The 20529-nt window shown below is 73.2% G+C and carries 19 protein-coding genes; 7 read left to right on the forward strand and 12 right to left on the reverse strand.

The annotated features are described in order from the left end of the window. Window positions 1–188: hypothetical protein (locus ABT092_RS26675; protein WP_351248212.1), on the forward strand; the 188-nt coding region annotated here is incomplete at its 5' end. A 22-nt stretch (window positions 189–210) separates the two neighbouring features. Here the strand turns inward: ABT092_RS26675 and ABT092_RS26680 are convergent. The 5 genes from ABT092_RS26680 to ABT092_RS26700 all read right to left on the reverse strand — a co-directional run bounded on the left by ABT092_RS26680 (window position 211) and on the right by ABT092_RS26700 (window position 5774). Continuing rightward, a complete protein-coding gene (locus ABT092_RS26680; protein ID WP_351248214.1) occupies window positions 211–1284 on the reverse strand; it encodes an ABC transporter ATP-binding protein in 1074 nt (357 codons plus the stop codon). Continuing rightward, window positions 1281–2885, reverse strand: coding sequence for an ABC transporter permease (locus ABT092_RS26685; protein WP_351248216.1), 1605 nt, complete (start codon window positions 2883–2885; stop codon window positions 1281–1283). Before ABT092_RS26685 ends, ABT092_RS26680 begins: the two co-directional genes overlap by 4 nt. A 34-nt stretch (window positions 2886–2919) precedes the next feature. Next, window positions 2920–4002, reverse strand: coding sequence for an iron ABC transporter substrate-binding protein (locus tag ABT092_RS26690; RefSeq protein ID WP_351248218.1), 1083 nt, complete (start codon window positions 4000–4002; stop codon window positions 2920–2922). A gap of 202 nt (window positions 4003–4204) precedes the next feature. Continuing rightward, on the reverse strand, window positions 4205–5158 hold the full coding sequence (locus tag ABT092_RS26695; RefSeq protein WP_351248220.1) for a M28 family metallopeptidase: 954 nt from the start codon (window positions 5156–5158) through the stop codon (window positions 4205–4207). Between the two features lie 151 nt (window positions 5159–5309). Next, entirely contained in the window at window positions 5310–5774 is a 465-nt protein-coding gene (locus tag ABT092_RS26700; protein ID WP_351248222.1) for a VOC family protein, read from the reverse strand. Window positions 5775–5795: 21 nt separating this feature from the next. On the opposite strand from ABT092_RS26700, the gene ABT092_RS26705 reads away from it, so the two are divergent. After that, complete coding sequence (locus ABT092_RS26705; protein ID WP_351248224.1) at window positions 5796–6506, forward strand: CGNR zinc finger domain-containing protein; 711 nt, start codon at window positions 5796–5798, stop codon at window positions 6504–6506. Window positions 6507–6545: 39 nt separating this feature from the next. Here the strand turns inward: ABT092_RS26705 and ABT092_RS31050 are convergent, their stop codons facing one another. Next, the gene (locus tag ABT092_RS31050; protein ID WP_451361748.1) at window positions 6546–6887 is read right to left on the reverse strand and encodes a winged helix-turn-helix transcriptional regulator; all 342 of its coding nucleotides are present in this window, start codon (window positions 6885–6887) and stop codon (window positions 6546–6548) included. Window positions 6888–7215: 328 nt separating this feature from the next. On the opposite strand from ABT092_RS31050, the gene ABT092_RS26715 reads away from it, so the two are divergent. Continuing rightward, window positions 7216–8661, forward strand: coding sequence for an MFS transporter (locus ABT092_RS26715; protein WP_502968509.1), 1446 nt, complete (start codon window positions 7216–7218; stop codon window positions 8659–8661). 9 nt (window positions 8662–8670) lie between these two features. Here the strand turns inward: ABT092_RS26715 and rarD are convergent, their stop codons facing one another. The 6 genes from rarD to ABT092_RS26745 all read right to left on the reverse strand — a co-directional run bounded on the left by rarD (window position 8671) and on the right by ABT092_RS26745 (window position 16942). Further along, a complete protein-coding gene (gene rarD / locus ABT092_RS26720; RefSeq protein WP_502968511.1) occupies window positions 8671–9549 on the reverse strand; it encodes an EamA family transporter RarD in 879 nt (292 codons plus the stop codon). 349 nt (window positions 9550–9898) lie between these two features. Further along, entirely contained in the window at window positions 9899–10981 is a 1083-nt protein-coding gene (locus tag ABT092_RS26725) for a 2-oxoacid:ferredoxin oxidoreductase subunit beta (protein ID WP_351248228.1), read from the reverse strand. Continuing rightward, window positions 10974–12929: a 2-oxoacid:acceptor oxidoreductase subunit alpha gene (locus tag ABT092_RS26730; protein ID WP_351248230.1), complete on the reverse strand. Its 1956-nt coding sequence runs from the start codon at window positions 12927–12929 to the stop codon at window positions 10974–10976. The genes ABT092_RS26725 and ABT092_RS26730 overlap by 8 nt, the downstream gene beginning before the upstream one ends. A gap of 293 nt (window positions 12930–13222) precedes the next feature. Continuing rightward, complete coding sequence (locus ABT092_RS26735) at window positions 13223–13882, reverse strand: LuxR C-terminal-related transcriptional regulator (RefSeq protein WP_502968510.1); 660 nt, start codon at window positions 13880–13882, stop codon at window positions 13223–13225. Window positions 13883–14043: 161 nt separating this feature from the next. Further along, window positions 14044–15387: a sensor histidine kinase gene (locus ABT092_RS26740; RefSeq protein WP_351248234.1), complete on the reverse strand. Its 1344-nt coding sequence runs from the start codon at window positions 15385–15387 to the stop codon at window positions 14044–14046. 289 nt (window positions 15388–15676) lie between these two features. Further along, window positions 15677–16942 (reverse strand): sensor histidine kinase, encoded by a 1266-nt coding sequence (locus ABT092_RS26745; protein ID WP_351248235.1) that lies wholly within the window; start codon window positions 16940–16942, stop codon window positions 15677–15679. Between the two features lie 357 nt (window positions 16943–17299). Between ABT092_RS26745 and ABT092_RS26750 the strand changes: the two genes are divergently transcribed. Genes ABT092_RS26750 through ABT092_RS26765 form a run of 4 tightly spaced genes read left to right on the forward strand, consistent with a single transcriptional unit; the run spans window position 17300 to window position 20491 of the window. Beyond that, window positions 17300–17701 carry an NADH-quinone oxidoreductase subunit A gene (locus tag ABT092_RS26750; RefSeq protein WP_351248237.1) on the forward strand — a complete coding sequence of 134 codons (402 nt, stop codon included), beginning with the start codon at window positions 17300–17302 and terminating at the stop codon, window positions 17699–17701. Further along, window positions 17692–18357 (forward strand): NADH-quinone oxidoreductase subunit B, encoded by a 666-nt coding sequence (locus tag ABT092_RS26755; RefSeq protein ID WP_351248239.1) that lies wholly within the window; start codon window positions 17692–17694, stop codon window positions 18355–18357. Before ABT092_RS26750 ends, ABT092_RS26755 begins: the two co-directional genes overlap by 10 nt. After that, window positions 18354–19529, forward strand: a complete 1176-nt coding sequence (locus ABT092_RS26760; RefSeq protein WP_351248241.1) for an NADH-quinone oxidoreductase subunit C — start codon at window positions 18354–18356, stop codon at window positions 19527–19529. Before ABT092_RS26755 ends, ABT092_RS26760 begins: the two co-directional genes overlap by 4 nt. Next, on the forward strand, window positions 19526–20491 hold the full coding sequence (locus ABT092_RS26765; RefSeq protein WP_351248243.1) for a complex I subunit 1/NuoH family protein: 966 nt from the start codon (window positions 19526–19528) through the stop codon (window positions 20489–20491). Before ABT092_RS26760 ends, ABT092_RS26765 begins: the two co-directional genes overlap by 4 nt. Window positions 20492–20529: the final 38 nt, after the last annotated feature.

The raw sequence follows: 20529 nt of genomic DNA on the forward strand, positions 1-20529 counted from the left end.
ACGCCCTCACCACCACCCCACCCACCCCGTCCGGAACCCACTGCTGCACCTGCGGACGCTGGACCACCGCCCCCGTCGTCATCGGCTACGCCAGCGCCCGCGACACCGGGTTCACCACCCACCACGCCTGCCCCCACCACCTGACCGACCCCGGCCCCTGCACCGCCGACCACGGCAGCGCCACCTGAAGGTCCGCAGCCCAGTTGCGCGTCACCCGAGGTGGAAGGTGCCCGCCCCGGCCACCCGGACCGCTACCGGGTCCCCGGGCCGCACGGTGAGGGGACCGGACACCCGCACGGTGACGGTGCCCGTGCCCGGGACGTCGACCAGGACCAGCGCGTCGTGGCCGTGGAACCGGATTTCGGTGACGCGGCCGGTCGGAGGGGCTGGGGCGTTGGGGTCGGCCCCGTCGGCGGGGGCCAGTCGGAGTTGCTCGGGGCGCAGCACCACAGTGCCTGTGCCCGTGCCCGTCCCTCCGTCCGGGGCGGGGGTGACGTCGACGGGGCCGAGTGCGGTCACGGCCCGGCCGGGGTGCCGGTCGTCGCGGGTGGCCGGTAGGCGTACCGCCTCGCCGACGAAGGAGGCGACCCAGGGGTCGGCGGGCCGGGCGTAGACCTCTTCGGGGGGTGCGCACTGCACGACCTTGCCGGCCCGCACCACGGCGACCAGGTCGGCGCTGGACAGGGCCTCCTCCTGGTCGTGGGTGACCAGCAGGGCGGTGGCGCCGCTGGCCCGGAGGGCGGCCCGGACCTCGGAGCGCAGGCCGGCGCGGAGTCCGCTGTCCAGGGCGTTGAAGGGTTCGTCGAGCAGGACCAGCGCGGGGCGGGGCGCGAGGGCGCGGGCCAGGGCTATCCGCTGCTGTTGGCCGCCGGAGAGTTCGTGCGGCATCCGCTCGCCGAGGTCGCCGAGTCCGACGAGGTCCAGCATCTCGGCGGTACGGGAGCGGCGTTCGGCGCGGGGGAGGCCGCGGAGGCCGAAGGCGATGTTGCGGGCCACGCTCAGGTGCGGGAACAGCGCGCCCTCCTGGGCCACGATCCCGACGCCGCGGCGCTCCGGGGCCACCTGGACGCCGGGGCCGCTGACCGTCCTTCCGCCGACCGCGACCGTGCCGGCGTCGGGGGTCAGGAAGCCGGCGACGACCCGCAGCAGGGTCGTCTTGCCGCAGCCGGAGGGGCCGAGCAGGGCGGCGACCTCGCCCTCGGGGACGGTGAGGTCGAGTCCGTCGAGCACCCGGTCGCCGCGCCCGTAGGAGGTGGTCAGCGAGGTGATGTCGAGGCCGGTCATGAGCGTCTTCCGAGGAGGTAGGAGGGGACGGCGGCGAGCAGCACGATGGCCGCGGCGTAGGGGGCGGCGCCGGCGAAGGCGCCCGCGCCGGTCTCGGTCCACAGCCGGGTGGCGAGGGTGTCCGCGCCGGTCGGGCGCAGCAACAAGGTCGCCGGCAACTCCTTCATGATCACGACGAAGGTGAGGGCGGCACCCGCCGCGACGCCGGGGGCCGCGAGGGGCACCGTGACCTCGCGCAGCACCCCGATCGGGCCGCGGCCTAGGGAGCGGGCCACGTCCTCCAGCACGGGCGGCGACTGGAGCACCGCGGCGCGGGCGGCGCCCACGGCGACCGGGAGGAACAGCACCACGTAGGCGACGATCAGGAGCGGGTACTCCTGGTACAGGGGGTAGGCGTAGCGGACGGCGAAGAACACCAGGGCGAGGCCCACGGTGATGCCCGGGACGGCGTGCCCCGCGTACACGGACTGTTCGAGGAGCCGGGCGAGCCGTCCCCGGTGGCGGGCGGAGAGCACGCCGACCGGCAGCGCCAGCAGGGTGGTGACCAGGGCGCCCACGGCGGCGACGGTGAGGGTGGTGAGGGTCGCGGACCAGAACTTCGCGCCGTCGAAGCCGGAGTTGCCGACGGTGAGCCAGTAGCCGAGGGTCAGCAGCGGGAAGGCGACGGAGGCGGCGGCGACGGCGGTGCACCAGGCCAGCGCGGGCCCGGTCCAGGCGCCCAGGCGCAGTCGGACCGGCGGGCGGGCGCTGCCCCGTCCGGTGCGGGCGTGCCCGGCCCGGCCGCGGGTGCGGTGTTCGGCGGCCACCAGCAGCACGGTCATGGCGACCAGCACGCAGCCGAGGACGGCGGCCGGGGTGCGGTCGAAGCTGGCCTGGTAGGAGGTGTGGATGGCGCGGGTGAAGGTGTCGTACCGGGTGATCGACACCGAGCCGAAGTCGGAGAGCACGTACAGCGCCACCAGGATCGCGCCGCCGGCCGCGGCGGGCCGCAGCTGCGGCAGGGCGACGGTGCGGAAGGCCCGCCACGCCCCGCTGCCCAGGGAGCGGGCGGCCTCCTCCTGCGCCGGGTCGATGCCGCGCAGCACCGCGGCCACCGGCAGGTACACGTACGGGAAGCAGGCGAAGGTGAGGGTGATGCAGGCGCCGGCCAGTCCGGCGAGGGAGGGGGCCGCGGAGATCCAGGTGAAGGCGGCGACGTAGCTGGGGACGGCCAGCGGCAGGGTGGCGAGCACGCCGAACGCCTTGCGGCCGGGCAGGTCGGTGCGGACGGTGAGCCAGGCCAGCGAGATGCCGAGCACCAGGGAGGCGCTGACCACGATCGCGGTGAGTCCCAGGCTGCGGCCGAGGAGTTCGAGGGTGCGCTGTTCGAGGACGATGTCGAGGGCGAAGCCGGTGCCCCGTTCCAGGGCCCGCACCGCGAGGTAGCCGAGCGGCAGCAGGGCGATCACCGCGGCGGCGGCGGCCGGTAGCAGGAGCACCAACGGTGGGGTGCGCCGTCCGGCGCGGGGACGCGGGAAGCCGCCCCGGCGCGCACGCGGGCTGTCGCCCGTGCGCGCCGGGGCGGCGGTGACCCGGTCCTGCTCGGTCACTCGGTTCTTCACGCCGGTACCCGGTGGTCCGTCCGTGTCCGCGGGCTCAGACCAGCCCGGCTTCCTTCAGCATCTCCAGGGTCTGCTGGAGGGAGTCCAGCTTGCCCAGGTCGATCTCGGGGGCGTCCAGGGAGTCCAGCGGGGGGAGGTCCTTGACGGCGGAGGTCACGCCGGAGGCCAACGGGTACTCCTTGGTCTGCTCGGCGAAGTAGGTCTGGGCCTCGTCGGAGAGCAGGTAGTCGACGGCCTTGACCGCGGCGGCGTCCTGGCCGCCGTCCTTGAGGACGCCGACGCCGGCGGCGTTGATCAGCGCGCCCGGGTCGCCGCCCGGCAGGAAGTGGATCTTCGCCTTCAGCTTGTCGGCGCCGACCTCGGCGGCCTTCTCGTACCAGTAGTAGTGGTTGATCAGGCCGAGGCTGACCTCGCCGGAGTCGACGGCGTCCAGGATCGCGCCGTTCTTGGCGTACTGCTTGGCACCGTTGGCCTTGAGGCCCTTGAGCCACTTCAGGGTGGCCTCGTCGCCCTCCAGGACGCGCATGCCGGTGACGAACGCCTGGAACGAGGCGTTGGTGGGCGCGTAGCCGACCTTGCCCTTCCACTCGGGCTCGACCAGGTCGTGGACGCTGTCGGGGGCCTTGTCGGCCTGCTCCGGGTTGTAGGCGATGACGCGGGAGCGGCCGGAGACGCCGACCCAGTCGCCTTCCGAACCGCGGAACGCCTTGTCGACCTTCTCCAGCGACTTCTGCGGCAGGTCGGCGAGGAGGCCGGCCTGGGAGAGGGCGCCGAGGGCGCCCGCGTCCTGGGAGAAGAAGAGGCCGGCCTTGGTGCGCTCGCCCTCTTCGAGGATCTGCGCGGCCAGTTCGGCGCTGTCCCCGTAGCGGACCTCGACCTCGGTGCCGGTGGCCTTCTCCAGCTTCTCGATGATCGGGGAGATCAGCTCTTCGTTGCGGCCGGAGTAGATGACGAGTTGGTCCGTGGACTGCGCGGTGGTCGCGCCGTCCTTCTTGGCGTCCTTGGCGTCGCCGTTCTTGTCCCCGTCGTTCGAGCCGCAGGCCGCGAGGGCGGGCAGGAGCAGCGCGGACAGGGCGAGGGCGGTGGTGCGACGGACGGGCGGGCGACGACGACGCATGAGGGGCCTCCTGGGCTGGACCCGGGGGCCGCGCACATTCGGCCATCGGGGTGTTCTCGGACGACCCCATGCATATGGTCAGGCTTGCCTTACTGTCAATTCTGGCCACTATCTGAACAAGATCAGCCACTCTGCGGGCGGTGTGGCGCACCGCAGCCCGGGGTGGACGGGCTCCCGGGCGGCGGTGCGGCCGGGGCGGGGATCAGGAGGAGAGCGTCCACACCGCGTGGGCGAAGGCGTCGCCGTTGCGGTCGAGGGCGGTGGTCGACACGTTCGCGAGGGTGTCGCAGGCCCGGTGGTAGCAGCGGTCGAACGCCTGCCCCGCGGTGCCGCCCCACTTCGCGGCCTGGGCGGTCGACTTGATGTTCCCGGCGCCGGTGAAGAGTCCGCCGACCGGGATGCCGGCGTTCTTGAACGGGGCGTGGTCCGAGCGGCCGTCGCCCTCGGTCTCGGGTTCGGTGGGGACGGCGAGGGCGGCGAAGTGGTCCTTGAAGGTCCGCTCGATGGTCGGATCGTCGTCGTAGACGAAGTAGCCGGGGTTGGGGGAGCCCACCATGTCGAGGTTCAGGTACCCCTTGACGGCCGCCCGGTCCGCGGCCGTCAGTCCGTTCACGTAGTGGCGGGAGCCGACCAGCCCCGACTCCTCGGCGCCCCACCAGGCGAACCGCAGGTGCTTGGTCGGCCGGTACTGGGCGCGGGCCACCGCGAGCGCGGTCTCCAGCACGGCCGCCGAGCCCGTGCCGTTGTCGTTGATGCCGGGTCCGGAGGCGACGCTGTCCAGGTGGGCGCCGGCCATGAGCACCTGGTTCGGGTCGCCGCCCGGCCAGTCGGCGATCAGGTTGTAGCCGGTGCGCCCGCCGGAGGTGAAGCTCCGGACCGAGGTGGTGTAGCCGGCGGCGTCCAGCTTCGCCTTGACGTAGTCGAGCGAGGCCCGGTAGCCGGGCCGGCCGTGCGCCCGGTTGCCACCGTTGGCCGTGGCTATGGACTGGAACTGGCTCAGATGGGCCTGGACGTTGGCCAGCGGCAGGTCGGGGGGAGCTGCGACCGCGGGGGCGGCGCTGGCCCCGGTGACCAGGCCGCTGGTGACGAGGGTGGCCCCGGCGACCAGGGCGGCGATCAGGGCGCGACGGGAGCGGTGGTGGTGCGGGAACGGCATGAGGGGGCTCCGGTTCCGTGGGGGGACGTGAGCCTGATGGTCAGCGGAACCGGTGATTCCCTCAAGGGTGTTATTCGGACATCGGTGTTCGACTATCGGCGAGATGTCCGATAGTCGAACCCGTGCGGAGGGGGGCGGGGCGGACGGTCCGTCAGTGCAGACAGAACTCGTTGCCCTCGGGGTCGCTCATGACCACCCAGCCACCTGCGGGTTCCGTCACCCGCCGATCGACGGAGGCGCCCAGTCCGGTCAGCCGTGCGACCTCCGCCTCCCGGTCCTCGCCTGAGGTGTGCACGTCGATATGGAGCCGGTTCTTGCCGGTCTTCGGCTCCGGGACCCGCTGGAAGAGCACCCGGCGCCCGAGCCCGGTGCCGCTCTCGGCGTCGTACGGGTCCTCCGGGTGGCGCACCGCGACCAGATCGCGCCAGGCGCGGCGGCCCCGGGCCGTGACGGTCTGCTCCTCGGTGACCGCGCCGAAGCCCAACAGCCGGGTGATGAGTGCGTCGTTGTCCTCGATCTCGTAGCCGAGCGCGGCGGCCCAGAAGGCGGCCTGCGCATGCGGGTCGGCCGCGTCGACGACCAGTTTCCAGTGCAGGGGGCGTGGGCTCTCCGTCATGTAACTAGTTATAGTGGTTACATGACGGAGGCGGCAAGCGCGGCAGCACGGAGGGTCACCCCCGCGGCGGACACGGGTCCCCCGGACGGGATCCCGCGGGCCGGGATCAGGTTCGACGAACAACTCCCGCGCCGGGGCGTGGGCTTCACGCTGCACGGGCGCGACGGCGTCGCCTTCCGCTTCGACCCCGGCGCGCTCTGCCTGGAGTTGGTGCTCACCGGCGGCCCCGGCCGGCTGGCCCGCTTCGAGTCCCTGCACCACCCCGAGGACCTCGTCCGTTGGGCGGAGTTCAGCCGCCTCCCGGACGGGCTCGACCTCGCCGTCACCCCCGAGGACCTGCCCGCCGCCCGGAGCCTGCGCAACGCCCTGTACGTCCTCGCCGCCGACCGGGCCCATGGCCGCCCGTGGGACCCGGCCCCTCTGGCGACCGTCAACGCAGCGGCCGGGAACGCCCCCCTCGGAGTGCGGTTCACTGCCGCGGGCGAACGCGCCTGGGTGCCCGGAGCCACCGTGTCCCAACTGCTGTCGACGGTCGCCCGGGACGCCGTCGACCTGTTCACCGGCCCCCACGCCCACCGCGTCCGGGAGTGCGCCCCCGACGACTGCGCCCTGCTGTTCGTGGACACCTCGCGGCCGGGCCGCCGCCGCTGGTGCTCGATGGAGCGCTGCGGGAACCGCCACAAGGTCCGCGCCCACCGGGCGCGCGGCGCCGCCCCGGAGCCGGCCGGCTGAACCCGGCGGACCGTCAGCCGCCGCCGTCCGGTCCCCGGTTCACTCCCCGTCGCGCGCCGCGGTCCGCCCGTCGTACGCCTCGCGGGCCGCGGCCACCTCGTGACGGTTCGCCTCGGTCCACTCCACCAGCGCGTGCACCGTCTCGTGCAGGGTGCGGCCCAGCGAGGTCAACGCGTACTCCACCCGCGGCGGGACCACCGGGTACACCGTGCGGAGCACCAGCCCGTCCCGCTCCAACTGGCGCAGCGTCACCGTCAACATCCGCTGACTGATCCCGTCGATCTCCCGCCGCAACTGGGTGAACCGCATGGTGCGGCCGTCGAGCAGGGCGATGACCAGCAGCGACCACTTGTCCGCGATCCGGTCGAGGATCTGCCGCACCTCGCAGTCCTCGCGGGTGTCCCACTGGAAGGGATCGGCGTCCGGGCAGGCGCAGACGGCGGGTGCGGACGGGCAGGCCGCCCCGTCGGGGCCGTGGCCCCCGGGGTCGAGCACGACCGGGGGCCGCTCCTCGGCGGCGGCCTCGACCCGTGCGCCGTCCACGGTGCCTTCGGAGTAACCGGGTGACTTCATAGTGCCTTCTTCCCTGGGGCCTTGAGGATGCCGCACCATCGAGACGGTTACAAGAGGGAACCGACCCTCGATCCGGTAACCCCTCAGGCCGTGGCCCCTCCGGGCGCGGCACCACGACTGCCGAAGGAGTGCCACGGTGGGCACGGACAGCACCTCCCGGATGACCGGACGGGCCAGAGCACTGCTGCTGGTCCTGTGCGGCACGATCTTCCTGGAAGGCGCGGACGTGGCGATGCTCGGCGTGGCCGTTCCCGCCATCCGCGCCGACCTCGACCTGGGCACCGGCACGGCCGCCTGGGTGATGAGCGGCTACGTTCTCGGCTACGCCGGGTTCACCCTGCTCGGCGGGCGGGCCGCCGACCTGCTGGGCCGGCGCCGGATGTTCCTGTTCTGGCTCGGCGTCTTCCTCGTCTTCTCGGGCCTCGGCGGCTTCGCCACCGAAGGCACCACCCTGGTCGCGGCCCGGTTCGCGACCGGGGTCGCCGCCGCCTTCATGACCCCCGCGGCCCTCTCCCTGATCACCACCTCCTTCGCCGAGGGACCCGAGCGCACCAAGGCGCTGATGGTGTTCGCCGGCGCCGGCGCCGCGGGCTTCTCGCTCGGCCTGGTGATCGGCGGTCTGCTCACGGCGCTCGGTTGGCGGTGGGTGTTCTTCGCGCCGGTGCTGTTCGCGGCGGCGCTGTGGGCGGCCGCGGTCCGTCTGGTGCCGGCCGACCCGCCCCGGTCGGCCTCGCAAGGCCGCTCCTTCGACGTGCCCGGAGCGGTCACCGCCGCCGGCGCGATGCTGCTCACCGCCTACGGCGTGGTCCGGCTGGAGCACGGCTTCGAGGGGTGGCCGACCACGGTGGCGGTGCTGGTCGCGGGCGCCCTGCTCGCCCTGGTGTTCCTCCGGGTCGAGCGGCGGGCCGCCCGTCCGCTGGTCCGACTGGCGATCCTGCGCCGCTCGGCGATGGTCCGCGCCGACCTGGGGGCCGCCCTCTTCGTCGGCGCCTTCTTCGGCTTCCAGTTCGTCCTCACCCTGTACTTCCAGGAGGTGCGCGGCTGGTCCCCGATCCAGACCGCGTTCGCGCTGATCGCGATGGGCCTGGACGCCGTCCTCGCGCCGACGCTCACCCCGCACCTGGTGCGGCGGTTCGGCACCGCTCGGGTGGCCGCGGTCGGCTTCGCCCTCGCGGCCCTCGGGTACGGGCTGGTGCTGCCGCTCGGGGCCGACTGGCCCTACCTCGCGCTGTTCCCGACGCTGCTGCTCGCCGGCATCGCCTTCGCGCTGGTCTACGGCCCGCTGACGGTGACGGCCACCGAGGGCGTCGACGCCTCGGAACAGGGCTTGGCCGGCGGGCTGTTCACCACGGCCGTCCAGTTCGGTTCGGCCCTCGGCATCGCGGTGGTCACGGCGGTGCACGGGATCGTCGCGGAGGGCGGCGCCCCCCGCGTCGAGGCCCTCCGCTGGGCGCTGACCGTGCCCTTCGCCATGGCCGCGGCGGGCCTGGCGCTCGCCCTGTACGGGGTGCACCGGGGCCGGCGCCACGCGCTCACCGCGGCGACCCGCCTGCCGGCCGTCCGGGAACCCAGTCGGGCGTGAGGGGGCGGCTCAGCCGAGGGCGAGCCGGCGGCGGGCCCGGCGGGCGGTCCGCACCGCGTCCCAGGTGAGGAGCGAGAGGGCCGCCCAGACCAGGCCGAAGCCGATCCAGCGCTCCAGCGGCATCGCCTCGCGGAAGTACAGCACCCCCAGCAGGAACTGGAAGGTGGGCGCCAGGTACTGGAGCAGCCCCAGGGTGGACAGCGGCACCCGGATCGCCGCCGCACCGAAGCACACCAGCGGTACCGCGGTCACCACTCCGGTGGCCGCGAGGAGGGCCGCGTGCCCCGCCCCCTCGGTGGTGAAGGTGCCCTCGCCCCGGACGCCCCACCACACCAGGAAGCCCAGGGCGGGCAGGAAGAGCACGGTCGTCTCCGCGGCCAGCGACTCCAGCCCGCCCAGCCCCGTCTTCTTCTTCACCAGCCCGTACACCGCGAACGAGAAGGCCAGGCAGAGCGAGATCCACGGCGGCCGACCGTAGCCCAGGGCGAGCACCACGACCGCGGTCGCACCGGTCCAGACGGCGACCCACTGCCAGGGCCGCAGCCGCTCCTTCAGCAGCAGCACCCCGATCGCGATGGTGACCAGCGGGTTGATGAAGTAGCCGAGGGACGCCTCCAGCACCTGCCCGTTGTTGACGGCCCAGATGTACACGCCCCAGTTGACGGTGATCAGGGCCGCCGCGAGCGTGATCAGCGCCAGTTGGCGGGGGTCGCGCAGCAGGGTCCGGGTCCACCCCCACCGGCGGACCACCAGCAGCGCGAGGGCGACCAGGACCAGGGACCAGACCATCCGGTGCGCCAGGATCTCCACCGAGCCGGCCGGCTTGAGCAACGGCCAGAACAGCGGGACCAGCCCCCACATCGCGTACGAGGCGATCCCGTTGAGCAGCCCGAACCGGTGCTCCCGACCGGCGGTGCCGTCCGGTCCCGGGGCGGTGGGCGCGGAGCCGGCCGGGGCCGGTGCGGGACGGCCGACGGGGGGCGGGGCGGACACACCGCCCAAGGGGTGCGCTGCCGTCGCCGCTGCCGCCGTGGGCTCCCCTTCGTGCGCCGACAAGGGTCCTCCTGGTGACCGGTCGCACCCGCACGGCGCGAATCCTCCGACGGTAGACCCGACCTCCCCGGACTGTCATGTCCCTACCACGATGCGGTACGGGGCCGGTGAGGGAGAAGGGCCCGGTGTCCGAAACGTGTCAGCTCACGTTCCGGACCCCGGGCCCTTCGTACGGGGGAGGCGGTCAGCCGACGACCGTCCAGGTGTCGCCGCCGGCGAGCAGCGAACCCAGGTCGCCCTTGCCGTACTGGTCCACCGCGGCGTCGAGCTGGTCGGCCATCAGGGTGTCGTAGACGGGCCGGTCGACGGAGCGGAAGACGCCGATGGGGGTGTGGTGCAGGGTGTCCGGATCGGCGAGCCGGGAGAGGGCGAAGGCCGTGGTGGGCGAGGAGCTGTGCGCATCGTGGACGAGGATGCTGCTCTGGTTCTCCTCCGTGACCTCCACCACCTCCAGGTCCCCGGTGACCGGATCGCGGACGACGCCCTTGGCACCGTCGACGCCGAAGCGGATGGGCTGGCCGTGCTCCAGACGGATGACGGCTTCCTGGGCCTGCTCGCGGTCCTTGAGGACCTCGAACGCGCCGTCGTTGAAGATGTTGCAGTTCTGGTAGATCTCCACCAGCGCCGTGCCCGGGTGGGCCGCCGCCTGGCGGAGCACGCTGGTGAGGTGCTGCCGGTCGGAGTCCACGGTCCGCGCGACGAAGCTGGCCTCCGCACCGATGGCCAGCGACACCGGGTTGAAGGGGGCGTCGAGGGAGCCCAGCGGCGAGGACTTGGTGATCTTGCCGACCTCGGAGGTGGGGGAGTACTGCCCCTTGGTGAGGCCGTAGATGCGGTTGTTGAAGAGCAGGATCTTCAAGTTGACGTTGCGGCGCAGCGCGTGGATCAGGTGGTTGCCGCCGATGGAGAGCGCGTCGCCGTCACCGGTGACGACCCAGACGCTCAGGTCGCGGCGGGAGGTGGACAGCCCGGTGGCGATCGCCGGGGCCCGACCGTGGATGGAGTGCATCCCGTAGGTGTTCATGTAGTACGGGAAGCGGGAGGAGCAGCCGATGCCGGAGACGAAGACGACGTTCTCCTTGGCGAGGCCCAGCTCCGGCATGAAGCCCTGGACCGCGGCGAGGACGGCGTAGTCACCGCAGCCGGGGCACCAGCGGACCTCCTGGTCGGACTTGAAGTCCTTCATCGACTGCTTGGCGGCGGCCTTGGGCACCAGGGACAGCGCCGGCAGCCCCGCGGGGGCGGCGTCGGTGGTGGGGTTAGCCATCGATGGTCTCCTTGAGGACCGTGGCGAGCTGTTCCGCCTTGAACGGCAGACCGGTGACCTGGGTGTACGACCGGGCGTCCACCAGGTACTCGGCGCGGATGAGGGTGGCGAGCTGACCGAGGTTCATCTCGGGGACCACGACCTTGTCGTAGCGCTTCAGCACCTCGCCCAGGTTGGCCGGGAAGGGGTTGAGGTGACGCAGGTGGGCCTGCGCGGCCCGCTCGCCCGAGTTCCGCAGCCGGCGCACCGCCGCGGTGATCGGCCCGTACGTCGAGCCCCAGCCCAGCACCAGGAGTTCGGCCTCGCCGGAGGGGTCGTCGACCTCCAGGTCGGGGACGGTGATCCCGTCGACCTTGGCCTGACGGGTGCGCACCATGAAGTCGTGGTTGGCGGGGTCGTAGGAGATGTTGCCGGTGCCGTCCTGCTTCTCGATGCCCCCGATCCGGTGCTCCAGGCCCGGGGTGCCCGGGATCGCCCACGGGCGGGCCAGGGTCTCGGGGTCGCGCTTGTACGGCCAGAAGACCTCGGTGCCGTCGTCGAGGGTGTGGTTGGGGCCCTGGGCGTACTGGGTGCGCAGGTCGGGCAGTTCGCCGGGCTCCGGGACGCGCCAGGGCTCGGAGCCGTTGGCGAGGTACCCGTCGGAGAGCAGGAACACCGGGGTGCGGTAGGCGAGCGCGATGCGCGCCGCCTCGATCGCCGCGTCGAAGCAGTCGCCCGGGGTCCGCGGGGCGACGATCGGCACCGGGGCCTCGCCGTTGCGGCCGTACATGGCCTGCAACAGGTCGGCCTGCTCGGTCTTGGTGGGCAGGCCCGTGGAGGGGCCGCCGCGCTGGATGTCCACGATCACCATCGGCAGCTCCAGCGACACCGCCAGGCCGATGGTCTCGCTCTTCAGCGCCACTCCGGGGCCGGAGGTGGTGGTCACCGCCAGCGAACCGCCGAAGGCGGCGCCCAGCGCCGCACCGATGCCGGCGATCTCGTCCTCGGCCTGGAAGGTGCGCACGCCGAAGTTCTTGTGCTTCGACAGCTCGTGCAGGATGTCGGAGGCCGGGGTGATGGGGTACGAACCGAGGTACAGCGGCAGGTCCGCCTGCTGCCCGGCCGCGACCAGCCCCAGGGACAGGGCCAGGTTCCCGGAGATGTTGCGGTACGTGCCGGTGGGGAACGCCGTCGACGCCGGGGCCACCTCGTAGGAGACCGCGAAGTCCTCGGTGGTCTCGCCGAAGTTCCAGCCCGCGCGGAAGGCCGCGATGTTCGCCGCCGCGATCTCCGGCTTCTTCGCGAACTTGGCGGTGAGGAACTTCTCCGTGCCCTCGGTGGGCCGGTGGTACATCCACGACAGCAGGCCCAGCGCGAACATGTTCTTGCTGCGGCCGGCGTCCTTGCGCGACAGGTCGAAGCCCTTCAGCGCCTCGACCGTCAGCGTGGTCAGCGGCACCGGGTGGACGTGGAACCCGTCCAGCGACCCGTCCTCCAGGGGGGAGGTCTCGTAGCCGACCTTCTGCATCGCCCGTTTGGTGAACTCGTCCGTGTTCACGATGACCTCGGCGCCCCGCGGCAGGTCGGCCACGTTCGCCTTCAAGGCGGCCGGGTTCATCGCGACCAGCACGTTCGGCGCGTCACCCGGGGTCAGGATGTCGTGGTCGGCGAAGTGCAACTGGAACGAGGAGACACCCGGCAGGGTCCCGGCGGGAGCACGGATCTCGGCGGGGAAGTTCGGCAGCGTCGACAGGTCGTTCCCGAACGACGCCGTCTCCGAGGTGAACCGGTCACCGGTGAGCTGCATGCCGTCACCCGAGTCACCCGCGAAGCGAATGATCACCCGGTCCAGCTTGCGGACTTCCTTCTCACCGCCCGGCTCCGCGGTCGTCGGCGTACGCTGCTCGCCCACTTGCTCCACGACGGTCCCGTCGGCTGGCTCGGCTGGGCTACTGACCTGGCTGGTCACTGAACTGGACCTCCCTCGGCGCGGCTCTGAGAAGGGTCGGCCCACCGGCCCTTCCACCGCCCACCCTACGTCGGTAAGGGTCACCTACCCTCGGCCGTTCGTATGATGGACGCGTTTTTGAGACGGCTGAGACCGCGTGATACCCCGCCGCTCCATGATTCCTCGATTCCGCCCGCCCGTGAGGGTGACGCTCCCCACTCCCACCCGTCCGTGTCGGTGGAAGGCGCGCCCCGCCGGGCCCGTCGCCGGCGGGGATTCCGCGGGCGGGACGGGGCCGCCCCGCCCGCGGAGCCCTAGGAGTTCAGATAGGTGAGCACGGCGAGCACCCGGCGGTGATCCCCGTCACTCGGCGAGAGGCCCAGCTTGAGGAAGATGTTGCTCACGTGCTTCTCCACCGCCCCGTCGCTCACCACCAACTGCCGGGCGATCGCCGAGTTGGTGCGGCCCTCCGCCATCAGCCCCAGCACCTCGCGCTCCCGGGGGGTCAGTCCGGTGAGGACGTCCTGCTTGCGGCTGCGGCCCAGCAACTGCGCCACCACCTCCGGGTCGAGCGCGGTGCCGCCCTGCGCCACCCGTACCACCGCGTCCACGAACTCCCGGACGTCGGCCACCCGGTCCTTCAGCAGATAGCCCACGCCCCGGCTGGACCCGGCGAGCAGCTCCGTCGCGTACTGCTCCTCCACGTACTGGGAGAGCACCAGCACCCCCAGCCCCGGGTGGCTCCGGCGGAGCCGGACCGCCGCCCGCACCCCCTCGTCCGTGTGCGTCGGGGGCATCCGCACGTCCGCCACCACCACGTCGGGGAGGTCGCCCGCCGCCGCCAGCTCCGTGATCGTCTTGATCAGGGCGTCCGCGTCGCCCACCCCGGCGACCACCTCGTGACCCCGGTCCGTCAACAGCCGGGTCAGTCCTTCGCGCAACAGGACCGAATCCTCCGCGATGACGACCTTCACCCTTGTCTCCACGTTCGCTGGCCCCCTGTGTCACCCGAATCCGAAGGGTCCAGCATCCCAGTACGTCCGGCTTCCCCCGCCGACCGGGCGCACCCGGCCGTGGGGCGGGTGCGGGGAGGGGGTGCCGCCCGCAGCCCGGTCCGTCCGGCCCCGGCCCGCCCTCAGGTGCGCCAGGGCAGCTCCGCCGTGACGCGGGTCGGGCCGGCTATGGGGGAGTCCACCACCAGCACGCCGTCGACGGCGCCGAGTCGTTCGGCGAGGCCGGCCATGCCGGTGCCGCCGTCGAGGGTGGCGCCGCCGATGCCGTTGTCGGTGACCTGGAGGAGGAGGCGGTTCTCGGAGCGCCAGACGTCGATGCTCGCCCGGGTGGCGCGGCTGTGCTTGCTGACGTTCTGGAGCAGTTCGGAGACCGTGAAGTAGGCGATCCCCTCGATCGCGGGGGCCGGCCGGGCCGGCAGGTCCACCTCCACCCGTACCGGGACCGTGCACCGGGTGGCCACCGAGGAGAGGGCGGCGTCCAGTCCGCGGTCGGTGAGCACCGCCGGGTGGATGCCGCGCGCCAGGTCCCGCAACTCCTGGAGCGCCGTCTTCACCTCGCCGTGCGCCTCGTTCACCATGCGCGCCGCCTCCTGCGGATCCTCGGCCAGCTTCTCCTTGGCCAGCCCCAGGTCCATGGCGAGGTTGACCAGCCGGGCCTGGGCCCCGTCGTGCAGGTCCCGTTCGATGCGCCGCAGGTCGGCCGCCGCGGTGTCCACCACGACCCCGCGGTCCGCCTCCAGCTCCACCACGCGGGAGGCCAACAGGGACGGGCTGAGCAGGGCGAACACCAACAGGCGGTCCACCATGGTCAGCCCCCGGACCACCCACGGCGTGGCCAGGGTGAGCACCAGGCCGGCCAGGGCCGTCATCGTCAGTTCGAAGGCGTTGTCGATGACGATCGAGTTCTCCCCGTCCGAGAGGATCTGCATGCCCTCCTGGTCGGTGTACCGGGGGAACACCCAGTGCCACAGCGGGTAGGACAGCAGCCCCAGGGCGAGCGTCCAGAAGGTCACCGCCACCGTGAACGCGAACACCGCCCAGGGGAGGTGCACCACCATGTAGAGGAGGTTGCGCCAGGACGAGCCGCTCTTGAAGAGGGCGCCGATCCAGCCCATCAGCCCCGGCCGGGCCATCCGCAGCGGCTCGGCGTGACCGATGTCCATGCCGAGCAGCGCCCGGGCCCGCCCCCGCTCCAGCGCGGCGAAGCCGCGGGCCGCCGACAGCGTCGCCGCGAGCACCGGGACGCCGAGGAAGGTGATCAGCAGGCCGGCGCCCAGGGACACCATCGTCACCGCGAAGGCGAACATGATCACGCTGATCGGCAGCCCCAGCAGGACGTATCCGAACTCGCGCCAGGTCCGCCCGGCGACCGGCGCCCGCAGCCCCATCGGGAGCGTTCCGCGGCCTGACCCCGCCGACCCGGGACGGTGCTGCCGTCCGTACCCCTGTCCGTACTCCGTGGCCATCCTCGTCGTCCTTCTCTCGTTCGTGCCGCTGCTCGCGCCGTGCGCGCCGGTCGGGCCCGCCGTCCCCGGTTCCCGCCGGCGCCCCCGTCCGGGGGACCGTCGACGTACCTCCAGACTCCTCGTCCCGCCCGCTCGACGCCATGAGGCAGGTCTCCGTTTCCGGCGGGGGGTTTTCCCCACCCCCGGCCCCCGGTTTTCCGCAGGGCGCCCGTCTGCCGCCGGGCGCCCCCGGTACGCCGCATGCGCGCCCGGCCGGTCGAGGCGGGTGCGCATGCGGTGGGACGCGGGCCTACCGGCGGCGCTGGGCGGGGGACGGGGAGCGTCCCGGCTCCCGGTCCCGCCAGGGGAGTTCGGCGGTGACCGTGGTGGGGCCGCCGGCGGGGGAGTCGACCACGAACAGGCCGTCGACGGCGCCGAGTCGTTCGGCGAGGCCGGCCATGCCGGTGCCGCCGTCGAGGGTGGCGCCGCCGATGCCGTTGTCGGTGACCTGGAGGAGGAGGCGGTTCTCTGAGCGCCAGACGTCGATGCTCGCCCGGGTGGCGCGGCTGTGCTTGCTGACGTTCTGGAGCAGTTCGGAGACCGTGAAGTAGGCGATCCCCTCGATGGCCGCCGCCGGCCGGCTCCCCAACTCGGTCGTCACCCGCACCGGGACCGTGCACCGGGTGGCCACCGAGGAGAGGGCGGCGTCCAGCCCGCGGTCGGTGAGCACCGCCGGGTGGATGCCGCGCGCCAGGTCCCGCAACTCCTGGAGGGCGAGCTTCACCTCGCCGTGCGCCTCCTCGACCATCGCCGCGGCCGTGTCCGGGTCCTCCAGCAGCTTCTCCTTCGCCAGCCCCAACCCCATCGCCAGGTTGACCAGCCGGGCCTGGGCCCCGTCGTGCAGGTCCCGTTCGATGCGCCGCAGGTCCGCCGCCGCGGTGTCCACCACCACCCCGCGGTCCGACTCCAGCTCGGCGATCCGGCGCTCCAGTTCGTCGGACGGGCACAACAGCCCCCGCACCATCATCCGGTCGACGTTGGTCAACGCCCGGGCAACGAACGGCAGCACCGGCCACAGCGCCACCAGGCCGAGGAGCGTCACCGCGAAGGTGAACACCGCCCACGGCATCCGGACGACCTGGTAGAGCATGGTGCGCCAGCCCACCGGATCGGTCAGGCAGGTGCGCATCCGCGTCCACCAGGGGCGGCCCCGCAACGGCAGGGCGCTGGGCTCGTCCACCCGCACCTTCAACAGGCGCCGCGCCCGGGCCCGCTCGACGGACCCCAGCCGTCTCCCGGCCAGCAGACCGAGCGCGAGCAGGGGCAAGCCCACGGCCGTCACGGAGAGCCCCGCGCCGACGGCCAGCGACACCACGGCGTACACGAAGCCGAGCAGGCCCATCGGAAGGTTGAGCAGCAGATGGGATATCTCCCGCCAGGTCTGCGGCTCGAAGGCCACGCGCGCGGGCGGCAGGGCCTCGGTGGTGGCCTCGCCACCGGCCGGCTCCCCGGCCGTGCGTCCGCCCCGGGCGGTGGCGTCCCGGTTCCGGGCGGAAGGAGTCATGCGTGCGGTCATGGGGAAAGCGTGCCTGGTCACGGCGGGCCACGCCATGAGGGGAGCCGCCATCTCGTCCTGTGGATAACCCCACCCCGACGGTCGCGCAGGCCCACCCCGGCCCGTCCGCAACCGCCACCCCGGCCGACCCGGTGGGCGCCCCTGGCCCCGGGCCGCCCACGGCTCCCCGGGGGGTCCGTCACCGTTCCCGCCGCGGCCCGCCGCCGGTGACGGACTGCTCACACGCCCGTGAGCAGGGCCTAGACTCCCGTGCGTAGAGATCGTCGACACACAGCGCACCACTGGCGCCCCACCCGTTCCGCCGCCGGCGTCGGGTCCGGGGACGCGGGTGCACGAGGCAAGGAGCGGGGGGCGGACGTGCCGGAACCGACCGTTCTCGCGGAGGGCTCGCAGAGCTACTTCTCGTCGTACTCCGTCGTGGGCCTGCTGGCCCTGGTCGGCGTGGTCTTCGTCGCGGTCGCCTTCGGCGCCGGACGGTTGCTGCGCCCCGTCGTGCCCACTCCGGAGAAGCTCCTCACCTACGAATGCGGCGTCGACCCGGTCGGCGAGGGCTGGGCGCACACCCAAGTGCGCTACTACGTGTACGCGTTCCTCTACGTGATCTTCGCCGTCGACTCGATCTTCCTCTTCCCCTGGGCCACCGTCTTCGCGGATCCGGCGTACGGGGCGACCACCCTGGTGGAGATGTTCGTCTTCCTCGGCTTCCTCGCCGTGGGCCTGCTCTACGCGTACAAGAAGGGCGTCCTGACATGGACGTGACCCCATCCGCGTCCGCCGCGGACCCCGCCGATCCGGCGCCGGCGCCCGCTCCGGCGGCCGCCGTGCCGTTGCCCGAGCCCCGGCGGCTCGGGGTGCTCTCCCGGCTCGCCCCCGAACCGATGAAGGTCGTCCTCAACTGGGGGCGCCGCTACAGCCTCTGGGTCTTCAACTTCGGACTGGCCTGCTGCGCCATCGAGTTCATCGCCGCCTCGATGTCCCGGCACGACTTCATCCGGCTCGGCGTGATCCCCTTCGCCCCCGGCCCCCGACAGGCCGATCTGATGATCGTCTCGGGTACGGTCACGGACAAGATGGCACCCGCCGTCAAGCGGCTGTACGAGCAGATGCCGGAGCCCAAGTACGTCGTCTCCTTCGGCGCCTGCTCCAACTGCGGCGGCCCGTACTGGGACTCCTACTCGGTCACCAAGGGCGTCGACCAGATCATCCCCGTCGACGTGTACGTGCCCGGCTGCCCGCCCCGCCCGGAAGCGCTCCTCCAGGGCATCCTCAAGCTCCAGGAGAAGATCGCCCGCGAGTCGCTGGGGGAGCGGTACGGGAGCGGGAGCCGGCCCTCCGCCGCCGCGCTCCGGAGCGACCTGGTCCACCCCCCGGCCCGGCCGACCGGGCCGGTCCAGGGCGAGGGGAACGACCGATGACCGGTTGGCTGCCCGCCCCCGTCACGGACCTCTTCGGCCCCGGCGCCACCGCCGAGGAGTCGTACGAGGTCCTGACCGTCGACGTGCCCGCGGCCGACTGGCTCGCCGCGCTGGAGCGCGCGCGCACGGACCTCGGCTGCACCTTCTTCGACTGGCTGAGCGCCGTCGACGAGGGCGGGACCGGGTTTCACGTGTCGGCGCACCTGGTCGCCCTCGACCCGGTGCGGCGCCTGCTGGTGCGGACGACGGTGCCCCGCGGGAACGCCGTCCTGCCCACGGCGGTCGGCGTCTACGCCGGCGCCGCCTGGCACGAGCGCGAGACGCACGAGATGTTCGGGATCGACTTCACGGACCACCCGGGGCTGGCGCCGCTGCTGCTGCCCGAGGGGTTCGAGGGCCATCCGCTGCGCAAGGACTTCGTCCTGGCCGCCCGGGTGGTGAAGGCGTGGCCCGGGGCCAAGGAACCGGGCGAGTCCGAGCACGGCGGCCCCAAGCGCCGGCAGATGCTGCCGCCCGGGGTGCCCGACCCGAACGAGTGGGGTCCCCTCAAGGGGACGCTGCCACCTGCTCCGGCGCGAGGCGCCGCGCGCGCGGGTGCGGCGGGGCGCACGGGTGCTGCTGCGCGCGCCGGAGCCGCGGGCTGCGGAGCGGGCGAACGCCCGGCGCGACGCATGCGCTCGGCCGCCGGGGGCTCGGCGAGCCAGCAGACGACCGCCCCCGAGACCGCCACCCCGGCCCCGCCGACCCCCGCCGACCCCGCGCCCGAGGCGCCGGGGGACACCGGCACGACCGCCCGGCCGCCGCGGCGCAACCGGTCCGCCGCGAGCGGCTCCGCCTCGCAGCGGACCGCCCCCGCACAGGAACCCCCCGCCGGCACCGGCGGACCCGCCGCCCCGGGCGGCACCTCCTCCGACGCGCCCTGGCACCACGCCCGGCCGGCCTTCGAGGACGACCCGCCCCGCCCCGACGCCCCGCCACCCGGGCCGGAGCGCGAGCACCCCACCGGACCCACCGCTCCCGAGCCGCCGGCCGACCCGAGCGCCCCCGAGCGCCCACCTGCCCCCGAGCGCCCGCCGAACGACCCGAGCGCCCCCGCCGAGCCGGGCACCCCGGACGACGGCGAGGGCCACCCGGACGACGGCCACACCCCAGGAACAGGAGGCACGCGGTGAACGACGCACTCGACGTCGCCCTGCGGCTCCTCGTCGTCTTCGCCGTCTTCCTCGTCCTGCCGTTGGTCATCGGACAGACCGAGCACAAGGTGATGGCCCACATGCAGGGCCGTCTCGGCCCGATGTACGCGGGCGGCTTCCACGGCTGGGCCCAGCTCATCGCGGACGGCGTCAAGTTCGCCCAGAAGGAGGACATCGTCCCGGCCCGGGCCGACCGCAGGATCTTCCAACTCGCTCCGGCCGTCGCCCTGCTGCCGTACCTGCTCGTCCTCGTGGTCGTCCCGGTCGGCCCGGGGGAGGGCGCGGTCGGGGTGGTGCTCGACGCGGGGGTGTTCTTCGCGCTCGCCGTGATGGGCGTCAGCGTCCTCGGCTCGCTGATGGCGGGCTGGGCGTCGGCGAACAAGTTCTCGCTGCTCGGCGGCTTGCGCACGGCCGCGCAACTGCTCGCCTACGAACTGCCGATGCTGCTCGCCGCGGCCTCGGTGGCGATGGCGGCCGGCACGGTCTCGCTGCCCGGGATCGTCGACGCCTTCGAGTGGTGGTGGCTGCCCTGGCAGATCGTCGGCGCGCTGGTCTTCTTCGTCGCCGGACTCGCCGAGCTCCAACGTCCGCCGTTCGACATGCCGGTCGCCGACTCCGAGATCATCTTCGGTGCGTACACCGAGTACACCGGCCTGCGGTTCGCCCTCTTCCTGCTCGCCGAGTACGCCGGGATCGTCGTGCTGTGCGCCCTGACCACCGTCCTCTTCCTGGGCGGCTGGCACGGCCCGTTCGGCGCCGACGGCCTCGGCTGGGTGTGGACCCTGCTGAAGGTCGCGGTGCTCGCGTTCGTCGTCATCTGGCTGCGGGTGAGCTACCCACGGCTGCGGGAGGACCAGCTCCAGCGCCTCGCCTGGACGACGCTCGTCCCCCTCGCCCTCGCCCAGATCGCCCTCACCGGCACCGTCAAGGTGGTGATGTGACCGTGGCCGACGCGCCCCAGGACGGTCCGCGCAGGTTC

The sequence above is a fragment of the Streptomyces sp. NPDC002490 genome (assembly GCF_040296045.1).
Lineage (GTDB): Bacteria > Actinomycetota > Actinomycetes > Streptomycetales > Streptomycetaceae > Streptomyces.